14 protein-coding genes are annotated in these 16,105 nt (G+C 25.5%); 5 read left to right on the forward strand and 9 right to left on the reverse strand.

Translation table 11 applies throughout. The annotated features are described in order from the left end of the window. Nucleotides 1-10: 10 nt before the first annotated feature. Genes proB through ACPKM0_RS02930 form a run of 3 tightly spaced genes read left to right on the forward strand, consistent with a single transcriptional unit; the run spans nucleotide 11 to nucleotide 2,865 of the window. Nucleotides 11-1,138 (forward strand): glutamate 5-kinase, encoded by a 1,128-nt coding sequence (gene proB, locus ACPKM0_RS02920; protein ID WP_472473305.1) that lies wholly within the window; start codon nucleotides 11-13, stop codon nucleotides 1,136-1,138. Beyond that, nucleotides 1,122-2,072, forward strand: a complete 951-nt coding sequence (locus tag ACPKM0_RS02925; RefSeq protein ID WP_472473306.1) for a hypothetical protein — start codon at nucleotides 1,122-1,124, stop codon at nucleotides 2,070-2,072. Before proB ends, ACPKM0_RS02925 begins: the two co-directional genes overlap by 17 nt. Then, on the forward strand, nucleotides 2,062-2,865 hold the full coding sequence (locus tag ACPKM0_RS02930; protein ID WP_472473307.1) for an N-acetylmuramoyl-L-alanine amidase family protein: 804 nt from the start codon (nucleotides 2,062-2,064) through the stop codon (nucleotides 2,863-2,865). Before ACPKM0_RS02925 ends, ACPKM0_RS02930 begins: the two co-directional genes overlap by 11 nt. A gap of 18 nt (nucleotides 2,866-2,883) precedes the next feature. Here the strand turns inward: ACPKM0_RS02930 and ACPKM0_RS02935 are convergent, their stop codons facing one another. The 4 genes from ACPKM0_RS02935 to ACPKM0_RS02950 form a co-directional block, all read right to left on the reverse strand. After that, nucleotides 2,884-4,329 carry a nicotinate phosphoribosyltransferase gene (locus tag ACPKM0_RS02935; protein ID WP_472473308.1) on the reverse strand — a complete coding sequence of 482 codons (1,446 nt, stop codon included), beginning with the start codon at nucleotides 4,327-4,329 and terminating at the stop codon, nucleotides 2,884-2,886. Between the two features lie 12 nt (nucleotides 4,330-4,341). Then, nucleotides 4,342-5,619 (reverse strand): serine--tRNA ligase, encoded by a 1,278-nt coding sequence (serS, locus tag ACPKM0_RS02940; protein WP_472473309.1) that lies wholly within the window; start codon nucleotides 5,617-5,619, stop codon nucleotides 4,342-4,344. A gap of 71 nt (nucleotides 5,620-5,690) precedes the next feature. Beyond that, nucleotides 5,691-6,503 (reverse strand): pyrroline-5-carboxylate reductase, encoded by an 813-nt coding sequence (gene proC / locus ACPKM0_RS02945; RefSeq protein ID WP_472473310.1) that lies wholly within the window; start codon nucleotides 6,501-6,503, stop codon nucleotides 5,691-5,693. Between the two features lie 47 nt (nucleotides 6,504-6,550). Next, complete coding sequence (locus tag ACPKM0_RS02950) at nucleotides 6,551-7,057, reverse strand: tRNA (cytidine(34)-2'-O)-methyltransferase (RefSeq protein ID WP_472473311.1); 507 nt, start codon at nucleotides 7,055-7,057, stop codon at nucleotides 6,551-6,553. 165 nt (nucleotides 7,058-7,222) lie between these two features. Here ACPKM0_RS02950 and ACPKM0_RS02955 point away from each other — a divergent pair, with 165 nt between their 5' ends. Then, the gene (locus tag ACPKM0_RS02955) at nucleotides 7,223-7,759 is read left to right on the forward strand and encodes a flavin reductase family protein (protein WP_472473312.1); all 537 of its coding nucleotides are present in this window, start codon (nucleotides 7,223-7,225) and stop codon (nucleotides 7,757-7,759) included. An 8-nt stretch (nucleotides 7,760-7,767) separates the two neighbouring features. On the opposite strand, the gene ACPKM0_RS02960 is transcribed toward ACPKM0_RS02955, so the two are convergent. Then, nucleotides 7,768-9,399, reverse strand: a complete 1,632-nt coding sequence (locus tag ACPKM0_RS02960) for an EAL domain-containing protein (protein ID WP_472473313.1) — start codon at nucleotides 9,397-9,399, stop codon at nucleotides 7,768-7,770. Between the two features lie 175 nt (nucleotides 9,400-9,574). After that, complete coding sequence (locus ACPKM0_RS02965) at nucleotides 9,575-11,158, reverse strand: EAL domain-containing protein (protein ID WP_472473314.1); 1,584 nt, start codon at nucleotides 11,156-11,158, stop codon at nucleotides 9,575-9,577. Nucleotides 11,159-11,435: 277 nt separating this feature from the next. On the opposite strand from ACPKM0_RS02965, the gene ACPKM0_RS02970 reads away from it, so the two are divergent. Next, complete coding sequence (locus ACPKM0_RS02970) at nucleotides 11,436-12,251, forward strand: undecaprenyl-diphosphate phosphatase (RefSeq protein WP_472473315.1); 816 nt, start codon at nucleotides 11,436-11,438, stop codon at nucleotides 12,249-12,251. A gap of 18 nt (nucleotides 12,252-12,269) precedes the next feature. Here the strand turns inward: ACPKM0_RS02970 and dinB are convergent, their stop codons facing one another. From dinB to ACPKM0_RS02985, 3 genes are read right to left on the reverse strand one after another with little or no spacing between them, the layout of a single operon-like run. After that, complete coding sequence (gene dinB, locus ACPKM0_RS02975) at nucleotides 12,270-13,457, reverse strand: DNA polymerase IV (protein WP_472473316.1); 1,188 nt, start codon at nucleotides 13,455-13,457, stop codon at nucleotides 12,270-12,272. After that, on the reverse strand, nucleotides 13,447-14,517 hold the full coding sequence (locus ACPKM0_RS02980) for an ATP-binding protein (RefSeq protein WP_472473317.1): 1,071 nt from the start codon (nucleotides 14,515-14,517) through the stop codon (nucleotides 13,447-13,449). The genes dinB and ACPKM0_RS02980 overlap by 11 nt, the downstream gene beginning before the upstream one ends. After that, a complete protein-coding gene (locus ACPKM0_RS02985) occupies nucleotides 14,510-15,982 on the reverse strand; it encodes a UDP-N-acetylmuramoyl-L-alanyl-D-glutamate--2,6-diaminopimelate ligase (RefSeq protein ID WP_472473318.1) in 1,473 nt (490 codons plus the stop codon). Before ACPKM0_RS02985 ends, ACPKM0_RS02980 begins: the two co-directional genes overlap by 8 nt. Nucleotides 15,983-16,105 lie beyond the last annotated feature (123 nt).

Here is a 16,105-nt window from a genome sequence, read left to right on the forward strand (position 1 = left end):
GTGGTATGTAATGTCTAGAGATTTCTCTAATGTTAAAAGAATAGTAATAAAGGTTGGTACAAACCTTTTATCAAGTAAAACAAAAATTGATGAAAATAGAATAAAAATAATAGTAAACCAAATATCAAAATTAAAAGATGATGGTTATCAAATAGTACTTGTAACATCTGGTGCAATTGGAATGGGTGCTAAAGAGTTAAATATTAAACAGAGTGTAAAAGATATTGCATTAAGACAAGCTTTAGCGTCTATTGGGCAACCTGTATTAATGAGTACTTATAGAAAGTATTTTAAAGAGAAAGATATAATATGCTCTCAAGTATTAATTACGAGAAAAGAATTAGATAATAGAAAAACTTATGTAAATTTAAGAAATAGCATCTTTTCTTTATTGGATTTAGGGATTGTTCCAATTCTTAATGAAAATGATTCAATTAGTACTGCAGAAATTGGTTCTGCCTTCGGTGATAATGATAGAATGAGTGCATTAGTTGCATCTAAGATTGATGCTCAATTATTAGTAATTTTAACTGATATAGATGGTTTATATAATGATAATCCTAATAATAATAGTAATGCAAAATTAATTCATGAACTAGATACAATAGATGATAAAATAATGAGTTATGCAAAAGGAGCTGGTTCTACTTTTGCAACAGGTGGTATGAAAACTAAATTATTAGCAGCTAAAATAGCAGCAATTGCGGGGTGTGATTGTGTTATTGCTAGTGGAAAAGATAATTTAGCATTAAATAAAATAATTGAGAATAAAGATTTTGGGACTTTGATTCATTCTAAGGAAAGGAAAAGTCAAAAAACTAGATGGATAATAAATAGTACCACTAGTGGATCAATTTTAGTTGATGATGGTGCTATAAAAGCTCTAAAAAATAAAAAAAGTTTATTGCCTCGTGGTATATTAGAAATTAAAGGGGCTTTTGAAGCTGGTGATGTAATAGAGATTAGAAATAAAAAAGATATTGTTTTTGCTAAGGCTGTCCCTTATTATGATAGTACAGATATATTAGCTATTAGTGGTCACAACAGTAGTGAGATTGAAGATTTGTTAGGTCCTGGGAAAAAAACTGTTATTTTCAGACCAGAGGATATAGTATTTATAAATGAAAGAAATGAATAATTATCGAATATATCATAGAAAACAAGATTTAGGAAAAAAAATAGAACAATTACATAGAAGTGAACAATTAGCAATTGGTATAATTGATGTAGGTACTTTAGAACAGTTAGAAAAAACTATTAATTGGTATATTGCTAATATGAACTTTTGTCTACATGTAGCGATTAGTTCTGAAAGAGGCGATATTAGTGCTTTTCAAAAAGAATATCCTGATGTTACTTTTTTAGTTTTTCCCGTAATAAATTGTTTTGGAGAATGTGTTAATTCAATAGCAGATGAATGTTTTACTAACTTTTTTATGATTGTTAGAACAGATGTTGAAATAATTCGTTTTGAAGGTGCTTATCTTTTTGATATTTTAAATTCTAAAGAGGCTCCTGTTGCTTTAGTTCCATCTGTAGCTAATTCCAAAAAAGAGATTATTCCATCAATGCGCTCTCCTCGTCTAGTTAACACCTTAATTGATCCTGATTCCTATTTTCCAGATATGTCAACTACAGAAGTTTTTCAAACATTATATCCTTTTAAAGGTTTAGGATTATTTGATAGAGCTTTCTTTCAAAGACTTAGAGGTTATGATATAGATATTAAAAATGATTACTATCAATTATTAGATTTTGGCATTCGTTTAAACGAGTTTGGAAACACAATTGGCTGCACAAGTGCATTTATTATGAGTTTTCCAGATAGATTAAGTATAATTGAAGATAGAACTCCTTCAGATGGATTAAACAAGGTTCATACACGTGCTTTAGGTGTTGAAACAATTAATGGAAAGAATTTTGCACATAAATTTAGAGGCAATTTTGATAAGAAAACCTTTAATGATGAAGTAAAAAAGAGATTAATTACATTAATCAAAAAAGATTTTAATACCTTAATTAAAACTTGGAAATACACACCAAGTGAACTTGAATTTAGAAGTGAGAAATAATTTATTTATGATTTTAAAAAGCTTAATAAATGTTTTTATTAATAAAAAATATATTTTATTTATACTTATTTTAGTTGCTATTAATAGTAATATTTTTTCTTCTGATTTTTTTGATTATCCTATTTCCACAATAGTAATTGATGCAGGTCATGGAGGGGAAGATAGTGGGGCCCTCGCTTCTTATTCTTTTGATGAAAATATATTAGAAAAAGATATTACTTTAAAGGTTGCTTTAGAGGTAGAAAAAAATGTTAAAAAGGCTTTGTCTAATATAAGAATTATTCAAACAAGAGATGAAGATAAATATCTTTCTTTGCAAACGAGAAGTGAAAAAGGATATAATTATGTTTTAAATGATAGAAGTTCTTCATTATATATTTCAATTCATGCAAATTCAGCAGCTAATAAAGATGCAAATGGTATAGAAGTTTTTACAAAATTGGAGAATAAAGTTGTTTCATTATTTGATGAAACAACTCCAATAGAAAATCTTGATTTATTCGTTAATGAAGATTTATATACATTAAATCAAAAACAATATTCATCTAGTATTAATTTTGCTTCTACTATTTTGGACTCAGTTATTAGTTCAATACCTACTATTAATAACAGAGGTGTAAAAAGTGAAGATCTTTATGTATTAAATGTATGTAGAACTACAGCATGTTTAGTTGAAATTGGGTTTTTATCTAATGAAGACGAAGCAAAATTGTTAATTGATGAAGATTACCAAAAAAAAATAGCTAAAGCAATTTCTGATGGTATTGTTTCATATATAAAAAATCGGAGATAAAATATCTCCGACTAATTTTTATAAATCTAATTTTTCTTTTTCTTTTGAAACTAATTCTCGTTTTAAATTTTTCAGTTGTTTAGATAAACTTACTTTATAAATATGAGGATTAATTTGTCTCTTATAAGATTTATGGAACATTTCTAAGTTTTTTTGAGCAAAAGCTTGAAGTTCTTTTAGAGATTTTCTTTCATCAACTCTTATTCCATTTTCCATCTTTTTATTTAATAATGGCTTAATTGAAGTGTATTTATTAGCTTTTAGATTAAAAGAGTCTGTTTCACTAAAAGGATGATAAAAATAATAATCTTTTCCTTCTTCAATTTTTTCAGAATCTAAAGTGATAAGGTCAGCTAAAGCTCCCATTTTATCATCATAAAATCTCCAAACTTGTTTAACTGCTGGATTAGTAGTTTTACTAAATGAATTAGAAATTTTCATAGTTGGTATAAACTTTCCATCTTTACCTTCTTTAGCACATAATTTATATACACCATTAAGTGAAGATTGGAATCCTCCAGTTACTAGATGAGTTCCAATACCCCATAAATCAATAGGGACCTCATCAGCAACTAATGCTTGAATAATTTCTTCAGTGATATCATTAGATACAACTATTGTAGCATCATTTAATCCTGCTTCATCTAATCTATCTCTAATTACTCTAGGAAGATAACTCATGTCGCCTGAGTCAATTCTAACGCCTATTTTTTTACCTTTTGCTTTTTGTTCTAATCCAATTTTAATTGCATTATCAATACCTGATCCTAATGTATCATAAGTATCAATTAGTAGAACACAATTATCGGGATAAATTTCTGCAAATTTCCTAAATGCATCTTCTTCACTATCAAAACTCATAATCCAAGAATGTGCCATAGTTCCGCTTACAGGAATATTAAATAATTTACCAGCTAAAGTGTTACTAGTTACTTTAGTTCCACCAATAAAAGAAGCTCTTGCAGCACTTAATGCACCATCATCGCCTTGTGCTCTTCTAAGTCCAAATTCCATGATACTAGAGCCTTTGCTAGCAATAACCATTCTTGAAGCTTTAGTTGCAATTAATGTTTGAAAGTTAATTGTATTTAATAACATACCTTCAATTAATTGAGCATCAATTAAATTTGTATGAATTCTTATTAAGGGCTCTCCTGCAAATACAACTTGACCTTCATCCATAGAATATAAAGTACCTTCAAATTTATAATCTTTCAAATATTCTAAAAAATCATCATCAAAAGTATTTAAAGTTTTTAAATAATCAATATCATCTTTACTAAATTTAAAGTTTTCAAGCTTTTCTAGTAATTGATCTAATCCTGTGAATAATGCATATCCACCATTGAATGGATTTGTTCTATAAAACATATCAAAAACAACTTTAGGATTATAATTGTTTTTATAAAAACCTTGCATCATTGTTAATTCATAAAAATCTGTAGTTAACGCACTAATTTCCATTTTATTTTCCTTTTATTTAGCACTAATTTTATCAAAATTAGTATAAGGAACTAAAGCTTTTGGTATAGAAATTGAACCATCTTCATTTTGGAAATTTTCCATAATTGCAACGATTGCTCTAGAAAGTGCAACAGCAGTTCCGTTTAACATATGAACATATTTTGTATCATTGTTTTCGTCTTTGTATCTAATTTGTAAAGATCTAGATTGATAATCTGTACAGTTACTTGTAGAGGTTACCTCTCCATATTCACCTTCTTCACCACGGCCTGGCATCCAAGCTTCTATGTCAAATTTTCTATAAGCTGGAGCACCTAAATCGCCAGTACAAGTATCAACAACTCTGTATGGTATTTCTAATGATGAGAATATTTCTTCTTCAATTTCTAACAATTGATCATGGAATGCATCACTATCTTCAGGTAAACAGATAACAAACATTTCTAATTTTGAGAATTGATGAACTCTATATAAACCTTTTGAATATTGACCAGCTCCTCCAGCTTCTCTTCTAAAACAGTGAGAAAGACCAGTCATTTTTATTGGTAAATCTTCTTTATTTAATATTTCATTACTGTAATAACCACCTAGAGTAATTTCAGCTGTACCAACTAAACATGTGTCAGTGTTTTCAATTGTATAAATATTACTTTCAGCACCTCTTGGGTTAAATCCTATACCATTTAAAATTTCTTCTTTAGCAATATCTGGAGTTATAAAAGGAGTAAAACCTTTTTTCATTAAAATGTCTGTTGCAAATCTTTCAAGAGCCATTTGTAGAATAACACCTTGATTCTTTACATAATAAAATTTTGGTCCTGAAACTTTTGTTCCTTTTTCAAAATCTAAAATATCTAATTTTTCACCAAGTTGAACATGGTCTAATGGTTTAAAATCAAATTTAGTAGGTTCTTTAAAGAATTTTATTGCAGTGTTATCTTTGTCTTCTTTCCCAATTGGAGCACTAGGGTGAGCATAGTTAGGAATAGTTCTTGTAACTGAATTATATTTGTCTAAAGTTTCTTTTAACTTTTCTTCAACTTCAGCGATTTCAACTTTTAAAGCTTTTCCTTGTTGAATAAGTTCAGTTCTAACACTAGGATCTAATTTTCCTTTCATTTTAGAAGCATTAGCATTTCTTTGGCTTCTTAAATCTTCACTTTTATGAAGTAATTCAGCTCTTTCTTCTTGTAAAGCAATAATGCCCTCTAAATCTACATTCATAAAACGATTTTCAATGTTTTGTGAAATTTCATCCTTTCGATTTTTAAGTTCTTTTAAATCAATCATGGTAATTTCCTTGTGATTTTTTATTTGTATATAATAATAATGTGTTTAAAATAAATGTACTAGATAATTATTTATTTTTTTTCCAAATCTTGTGATTTTTTAGTAGTGTTTACAACACTGTTTATAACTGCACTTGAAAAATTATAATCACTTAATGTTTTTATTCCTTCAATTGTAGTTCCACCAGCTGAACAAACCTTACTCATTAAGCTAATTGGATTTTCTCTATCAACTTCATATAAAGCTTTTGCACTTTCCATTGTTGCAAAAACAATATCTAAAGCTTTATTGTAAGCAATTCCTTCATGTGTCCCACCTAATGCTAAAGCATGAGCAAATTCTAATACAAAAGCTATTGCAGATCCACTTATTCCAATAAATGCACTAAATAAATTTTCTTCTAAGAAAAAGGCATCACCGAAAGTTTTTGCTATCTCCATAGCTGTTTGAGTATCTTCATCATTAGTTTTAATTCCACCACAAATAGATGTAACTGATTTGTTGCATTTTGCAGCTAAGTTAGGCATAAATCTAACAATTCTATTACTATTTAATTCATTTTCCAAAGTAGAAGTATTTACACCTGCGGCAATAGAAATTATTAGTGAATTATTTATATTGGAGGATTTTATTTCAGAATAAATAGTTGATAATATTTGTGGTTTTACACATAACATTAAAATTTCACAATTTTTAATTAATGATTGATAACTGTTATAAGAAACAATTTTTAATTTATCATTACTTAATTCATCCTTTAATAGTTCAACTTTAAAGGATGCAGTATCAAAAATAGCAATTGAGCTAAATTTATTTGATTTTGCAACAGCTCTTAAGATAGATGAACCCATGTTCCCAAGTCCAATAAATCCTATTTTTTCCATATATAAACTCCTCATATTTGTCTACTAGTTTAGTAGTATAACATTATCTAGTTTTTCCAATGTAATCTATGTAAATCACCTTCTTCTTCTAATCCTACAAAATCAATCTGTCGTAGATATTCATAAGCTGCGATTGCAACAGAATTAGAAAGGTTTAAACTTCTAAGTTCTTTCTTCATAGGTATTCTAACACATTCATTTTCATGATCTACTAGTATTTGTTCTTCAATTCCTTTATCTTCTCTACCAAAAATTAGATAAGTATCACCTTGTGAATCATAATTTGCTTGATGATAAGAAAGTTTAGCTTTTGTTGTGAAAAAATATAGTTTTTCACCTTTTTTTGCTTTTAAGAAAGTTTCAGTATTTTCCCATTCAGTAACGTTTGCTTTATCAAAATAGTCTAACCCAGCTCTTTTTACATGTTTTTCATCGATACTAAAACCTAGAGGATGAACAAGATCAAGATGAGCACCTATTACAGCACATGTTCTAATTATATTTCCTGTATTTTGTGGAATTCTTGGTTCAAAAAGAACTAAATGTAATGCCATTATGTTTTCTCCTAAATATTACTTAAAAAAATATCATTTATATTAGTAGTGTTCAAGCAACATATTGTATATTATTTTGGTATTTTTTTTATATTATAGATTTCTCTTGTGATTTGAACCATTTAAAATTACTATATATATATAATTTGATAAAGGAAAAAGTTTATGAAAAAGAAAATTAATGTTTTTGATTATACAAATCAGATTATGAGAACTTTGTCTAAAGGTGTATTATTAACTACAAAAAGTGGGAATAGAGTAAATTCTATGACAATATCATGGGGAGCTTTTGGAATTGAATGGGCAAAGCCAATATTTAGTGTTTATGTACGTCAGTCAAGGTTTACTAAAAAATTATTAGAAGAAAATCCAGAATTTACTATAAATATTCCACTTAATGATTATGATAAAAAAATTATATCTTTTTGTGGAACTAAATCAGGGAATGATGTAGATAAAATTAAAGAGATGAATTTAACATTAGTTGATAGTGAGTTGATAAGTGTGCCTTCTATTAAAGAATTTCCATTAACTTTGGAATGTAAGGTTATCTATAAACAGTTACAAGATAAAAATCAAATTAGCGAAGAGATGAAAGTTAAATTTTATCCTGAAGAAGTTAGTAGCGATTTCCATGGTGCTAATAAGGACTTTCATACTGTATTTTATGGTGAAATAGTTGATGCTTATATAATTGAGTGATTAATATATTATTTATTTTCTTTATACTTGTCTAAAACTTTTTCAAAATTAAACGATTTATAAAAATCAAGAAATTGAGTAGACTCAAGAGGTTTGCTAAAAAAATAACCTTGTACATAGTCACATTTCAATTTTAATAATTCATTGTATTGGTCTATCTTTTCGACTCCTTCTGCAATTACTGTTTTTCCCATTTCATGTATACTTTTTATTAAATTATTTAAGATAATTTTTGTTGTATTATTATTTAAATTATCGATAAAACTTTTATCTATTTTTATTATATCAAATGGGCAGTTATTTATAACTGTTAAGGAGTTATATCCTGTACCAAAATCATCTATTTCAATTCTATAATCTAAAGTTTGTAAATCAGATAATTTTTGTTGTAATTTTATATTATTAGTGCAACAGCATCTTTCTGTGAGTTCAATCCCCAGTTTATTAAATGGAATATTATTATCTTTAAGTTTTAAGTTCATTTTATTTATGAATTTTTCATTGATAATTTCTATACTAGATAAATTTATTGATTGGTTAATTGATATATTGTTTTTTTCCCAATATCTATAGTTAGAAATAAAATTATCAATAGAATATTTTGTTATTTCATTAATGAATCCAAAATCTTCAGCAATTTTAATAAATTTTGAAGGGCTAATAAACTTTTCTTTTTGTTTCCATCTAATTAAAATTTCACAAGATTCTATTGTTTTTCTTTTTAAGTTAATTATAGGTTGGTAGACAAAAAACAAATCTTTTTGTTTTACAGCCTTTGATAACTCATTTGCTAATTTATAAGTTTCTTCTCTTTTAGTTATTTTATTAATATCATATTCAAATACTCCTGATTCACAAGTATTTCCTTGATCTGATGTTAGTCTAGATAGATATATTAATTCTTCTGGAGTTTTCTCCAATAATCCTTTTACAATTCCAACTTTGATAACTACTTTAATTAATTTTTTGTTAATTAAAGTAGAATTGTTTATATATTCTATATAACTTTTAAATATTTGTTTAAGGTTTATATTTTCTTCTTTATTACGATATAGAACAATAAATTTATTATATGAATAGGAGTAAAACTCACTACCACTTAGATTTCTTTTTATATGCGATATTATATTGTAAGTGTTTCTTTCATATTCTTCTTTTTCAATATAAACTGATATATCTTCATAATTTTTAATATTTACAAAAATTAGTGAATAATCAGTTTTCTTCTTTATTAGTGTTTCCATATGTCTTTTTAAATCTGTTACAGATAAATAATTATTTTCATTATTATTATAATATTTATTTAGTTGTTTATTACAAGAAATAAATCTTGAAAAAATAAATGCTAAAAAAGAAAATACTAAAAATTGGATAAATAGTTGAAAATATGAAACAAAGTGAACATTTATATTTATAAAAGGAAGTTTTACTATAACAACTATGAGAGTAGCTATAATTCCTCCAAAAATTCCCCAAAAATATGTAAAGAAAAAAACGAATATTAAAAATAATGAATCTAAAGGTGTTCCAATATTTCCATAAGTATTGTTAATTATATTAATAAATGTAAATAATATTAATAAAAAAAATAATTTAACAATTATTTTATTTTTGATTTGATTGAAAATTTTAGACAACATATAACACCTTAAACAAACATAACAAAGCAGTTTATAATAAATAAAAATTCATATCTTTAATTATTTTGTTCCTTAATTATTGTTATAACTAAAATTTTATGTGTTGTAAATATTGATTTAATAGAAAACTAACTTTTTTGTATTTTTATAGTTAAATAACTATTTTTTTGATAAGTTAAATATAATTAGATATGTTAAATTTATTATAATAATCTAAAAAATCATTCGTTTCTAAAGGTTTAGAGAATAGGTATCCTTGTATTTTATCACAACCGAGTTCTTTTAAAATGTAATATTGTTCTTTAGTTTCTACACCTTCTGCAACAACAGTACCACCTGTTTTTTGAATGGCAGAAATAATCTTTTTAATAATAATTTGCATTTCTTTGTTATAAATTTTATCAATAAAATATTTATCGATTTTAATCACATCTGTTGGGATTTCTTCTAAGAACATTAGTGAATTATATCCTGTACCAAAATCATCAATTTCTATAATAAATCCTCTTTTTTGTAAATCATTTAAAACTTGTTTTAGCTTTATATTATCTTTTGATAATACTCTTTCTGTTAATTCTAATCCAATACAGTCAAAATCAGTTTTATGATTATTAAATAAGTTATAAGCCCAATCTCTAAGTTCATCATCTAATAATTCACCAGCTGTAATGTTTATTGAGTGTTTTACAACACATCCTTTTGCTATCCATTTATCACAATTGTTTAATGCATGAACTGAAACCCACTTTGTTAATTCTTGTATGATTCCAATATCTTCAGCAACTTTTACAAATATATTAGGACCTACTGGTTGTTTGTTTTCTCTATTCCAACGTACTAATACTTCGCAATCATTTATTTCTTTTGTTCTTAAATCTACTATTGGTTGATATACTAAGTATAATTTATCTTTTTTTATATCATTTAATAATGAACAAGCTATATCATTATATAATTTTCTATTCGTTGCAAAATTTTTATCATAAATAAAAATTCCAGGCTCATAAGGAGACCCTTGATCTGTTGCTATTCTAACTTTATTAAAGATATCTATTGCATTAAAATGATTTTGTTTATCATCTTGTAATAATCCTATTTTTAAAATTAATTTAAAATTATAATCTTCAACTTTTATTGATTGAACAAATTTATTTAAAAAAGAATTAAAATTATTCATAGTGTTTGTTATGTTGTTATCATTTATAGTTACAATAAACTCACTAGCTGAAATTGAATATATTGTATTGATATTATTTATTTCATTTATTATTTTAACTATATATTTAGATATAACATTAATTATATTAAAGTCATAATATTTACTAATTTCTTCAAGGTTTATGATTTTGATACAAACTAATTGATATTTGGTGTTAGTCTCATTTAAATTTTTTAAATCCAGAAATAGTTTGTTTGAATTATATAGTCCGTTAGTGTGATTTTTTAAAAAGTTATCTTTTTTTATCTCTTCATATTTGTTACTTTTATTTAAATAAAAAGATACTATAAATCCTACACTAAAATAAATTATTATTCTAAAAATCCAATTTTGAGGTGTTTGCATAAGATGGTGAGCTGTATCTTGAGGCATATAAGGACCCATTATTATTCCAAGTACTGTAGCTGTAATTAAGGCCCCATGTATCTTAAAAAAAAATGCTGATATTATTATAATTATAAAGTTAAGTTGAGCCCAAGCTGAGGTAGTTCCCCCGTTATTATATACAATAAAATATACTAATAAGCTTAGAATTATCAATATAAGTATTTTTATTAAGTTATGAGTAATTTTTTTGTAAGTGTGCAAGTTCAAAAAAAGCTCCATTAAAAGGATTACATGTTACCATTGATAATATATGTAATAATAATATTGTAATAACCTGTTGTATAAAAAATAACATATGTATTTACTATTGTAAATAAATGGTTTGTGTAAAGTTCTTGTTTTATTTCATTTTATCAAATATTTCATATCTGTTTTTGATATTAAAATAATAATTGTATTTTTTATAATAATAATATAAAGTAACACTATCATGATTGAGATATTAAAATCCATTATATTTGGCATAATTCAAGGTGTAACTGAATGGTTACCTATAAGTAGTACGGGGCATCTATTAATTGTAGATGAATTTTTAAAATTAAATTTAAGCGATGACTTTAAAGAATTATTTATGGTTGTTATACAATTAGGTTCTATTTTAGCTGTTATAGTTTTGTATTTTCATACACTTAATCCTTTTTCGAGAAAGAAAGATAAAATTGAAAGAAATAAAAGTTATATTTTATGGGTAAAAGTAATTATTGCAACTATTCCAGCTATGGTAATTGGGTTACTTTTCGATGATATTATTGATGAAGTTATGTATAGATGGCAAGTTATTGCTTTTGCTCTATTTTTTTATGGGGTTATCTATATCTTTCTTGAAAAAAGACAGCCAAATAAAGAGTTTAGAGTAAAAAATATAGAAGATATTACTTATATTGATGCTTTCAAAATGGGATGTTTTCAAACTCTTGCTTTAATTCCTGGAACTAGTAGATCAGGATCAACTATTTTAGGTGGTCTAATTATCGGAATAAAAAGAACAACTGCTGCTCAATTTTCTTTCTTTATGGCAATTCCAGTTATGTTTGGTGCATCCTTATTAAAGCTAATAAAATTAGGATTTGATTATTCTATTTTAGAGTATTGGGTTTTATTTGTTGGATCTTTAGTTTCTTTTATTGTTTCTTTATTAGTTATAAAAGCATTAATTAACTATGTTAAAGAACATGACTTCTCTGTATTTGGATGGTATAGAGTTGTTTTCTCTATTTTTATTACGATTATATTTTTAGTAAAGTAAGACAGGTTAATTTATTTATTACTCTCTATAGTCTTCTTTTTCTGTTTCTACTTGCTTAATTAGTGTTGCCTTAGTTAATATTTGACCATTCTTTTTTAACTCTAAGGCTACTTTTTCTAATGCTCTTTTTTTCTTGTTATCTTGAGAAAATAAATCTTCTTGGATAGCAAATTCACCTTTGTAGGTTTGATAAAGGCCAACTCCTAATAATCTTATAGGAGTTTTTTTCCATTTTCTATCAAATAATTTCATAGCATAATCAAACACTTGCTCGGCACAGTAAATAGGTTCACTCGGTGTTATTTGAGCACTTATTGTAGTAAAATCGCTATATCTTATTTTTATACCTATAGTTTTTGCCATTTGTTTTTCTTCAATTGATCTGTATAAAATTTCATGACTCATATCTAATAAATATGCTGATAATATATCAATGTTAGATAAATCTATTTGAAAAGTCCTTTCGGTTGAGATAGAATGGCTTTTTGTTTTTTTGCTATAAATTCCGGGGTCTTCACCTCTAGCAACTTTATATAAATATTCTCCCATTGAAGAGCCAAAAGCTTTTTGTAAATAAGATATAGAGTAAGTTCTAAGCTGCTTTGTTGTTTTAATATTTTTCTTCTTTATTAAATCTTGTGTTACTTTTCCAACTCCCCATAGTTTTTTTATTCCAACAGCATCTATAAATTCAATTTTTCTATCTTCATCAACTATACACAACCCATCTGGTTTATTAAAATCGCTCGCTAGTTTTGCAATTAATTTTGAAGGACCTATTCCTACACTTATTGTTAAGCCTGTTTCATTTAATACTTTTTCTTTTAATTTTTTCCCAACTTCATATGGGTGTCCAAAGAGTTTTTCAGTTCCACTCATATCCAAAAAAGCTTCATCTATTGAAACTTGTTGTACTATAGGGGAGAACTCTTTAAATATGTTCATAACTTTTTTACTCATTTGAGAGTATCTTGAATGGTTCCCTTGAATAATTATTGCATGTGGACATAATTGTTTTGCTTTTTGCATTGGCATAGCCGAGTGCACTCCATAACTTCTAGCAATGTAGTTACAAGTTGATGCAACACCTCTCTTTCCATTTCCACCAATAATTACAGGTTTATTTTTTAAACTTGGATTGTCTAATATTTCAACGGCTGCAAAAAATGCGTCTAAATCTACATGAAAATAAACTTTATTTATCATAAGCTACTCTACATATTTCATATATAGCATCAATTAAACTAATATTTTCACTTTTTATTAATATAGGGTAGTGGCTTTTAGAAGTTAAGCCTGGAATTGTATTTATTTCATTTAATATAATTTTATTTTTATATAGAAAAAAGTCTATTCTTGAAAAGCCACTTAAATTTAAAAGTTTAAATATTTTAATTGCTTCTCTTTTCATCTCTAATTTAAAGTTATTATCCTTTATCACTTCAGTATTTATTGTAGCACTATCTATTTCTCCATATTTTTTATCATATGAGAGAATATCTTTCATATTAGATTTAATAACTAAGCCAGGACCTCCTGCAATCAGACTATGATCCCTTTTTTCTAGTATTGCTACTTCTATTTCTTTTATATCCTCTAATAATGGTTGTATTAAGACTCTATTACTATATTTAAATGAATGTTTAATAGCTTTTAAAAAGGTCTGATTACTAGGATTTTTTAGTGCTGTAATTCCAATAGAACTTCCAGTTGTTTCACTTTTTATAAATAAGCTTTTATTTAATCTTTTTTGTATTTTTTCTAAATCAGGGATTATATCACTTTTTTTTATAACTACAGTATCTACTGTGTTTATATTATTTGAGTTTAATATTTGTCTAGCTAATTCTTTATATATACAAATACCACTACTAGTTGAATTTACACCTGTATATTTTATATTTACTATATCCAATAATCCTTGTAATTTACCATCTTCGCCTTCATTTCCATGTATTAGAATAAAAGCTAAGCTTATTTCTAAAAGATTATTGTTTAATAAAATTCCTTTATTAGGAGCAAATGTTATTTCATTTTTAACTTTTATAATATCTGTTATTTTAAAATTTTTATCAATTTTAAAATCTTTATCACAATTAATTAAATAATAATTACCAATCTTTGAAACATATATTAAAAAAACATTTTTAAAGAGTTTTTCTAATATTGGATAGATTGTTTTAGAACTATTTATTGAAACTTCATGCTCCGGAGATCGTCCACCAAAAAATAAAGCAATTGATTTGTTTTTAAAGTAATTATCCATATATCTTTTTTATTTCCTCTTTTATAACTGTTTTTTCATTATATGGGTATTTTATACCCTTTCTCTCTATTGATGTTTCATGGCCCTTCCCTAAAAACAATAAAATATCATTTTCATTGCTGAGTCTTAATGCCTTATTTATAGCTTCATTTCTGTTATTTATACAATAATAATTACATTTTTTGTCAATTGAAAGAATTCCTTTTTCAATATCATGCATAATAGCTATATTATCTTCAAAACGAGGATCTTCTTCACTTAATACTATAATATCACTATATTGTGCTGCAATTTTACCCATATCATATCTTTTGTTTATATCTCTTTCTCCACCACATCCAAAAACGGTTATTATTTTTCTTTTTTCTATTAACATTTGAGAAAAGATTTTATTAAATGCATCAGCTGTATGAGCAAAATCAATTATAATTAATCTATTTATATTGTTATTTATAATATTAAAACGACCTTTTATGTCCTCTATATTAATTATATTAGATAAAATATCTTCTAGAGCTATTTTAGTTAATTTGCTAATTAATAATGCAGCTAGAAGCACATTATTAATAAATATATCAAAATAGATATTAGTATTATATTCTTTTTCATTATAAAAAATTGAAATTGGTTTTAATATATTATTTTGTTCGATAAAGGGAATAAATTCTTTTTCAAGGATATAATAATCTCTTGATGAAGCTTTAGCTTTTTCGATACATTTATCTAATTCTTTATTTTTATTTGTTGTAACTAAAAAACCATTACTTTTTAGCTTTTCGATAATATTTAACTTTGTATTTATATAATTTTCTCTTGTTTTATGAAAATCTAAATGTTCATTGGTAATTGTTGTAATTATACAAGCATCGAATTTAATATCTGATAATCTATTAAATTCTTTAGAAAGTGCATGCGATGTTGCTTCAATAATTACATATTCTTTATTAGAAACTACGCATTCATCTAAAAGTTGAAATAATATATTAGAATCAGGTGTACTTTGTCTGTAAGGAGAATCAACTAATTCTCCATTAGTATCTAAGTTTGTTGTACAAATTAACCCCACTTTATAATTTAGACTTTTTAATAAACTATATGTATAAAAGGAAGTAGAAGTTTTTCCATCTGTTCCTGTTATTGCTATTATTTTTAGTTTTTTATCAGGAAAGTTATATACCATCCTTGAAAGAAAAGATAATGCTAACCTAGCATTTTTAACAACTAAGAATCCGGCTTCTTTAATATTGGTAGTGGGTAAGTCCTCTGAAACTATTAATGAAGCATTATTTTTAATTGCCTCATCTATATAATCATTACCATTTTGTTTAAATCCTTTTATTGCAACAAATATACTGTTTTTTCTTACTAATTTAGAATTGAAAGTTATATGCTTTATTTCAATATCTTTTGGATATTGTAAATAATAACTATCTAATAAATATTTATCTAAATTTAAACTTTTCATATTTTAAGAATATCATATTTATTTATTAATCTGCAATATTATTATTATTTGAAAAAAAATGATATTAAGTTACAATTTGTTAATTTTTCTGATAAACTTTGTTTGTTAATATAATAATTTTTC

Source organism: Pleomorphochaeta sp. (assembly GCF_050031695.1).
Lineage (GTDB): Bacteria > Spirochaetota > Spirochaetia > Sphaerochaetales > Sphaerochaetaceae > Pleomorphochaeta.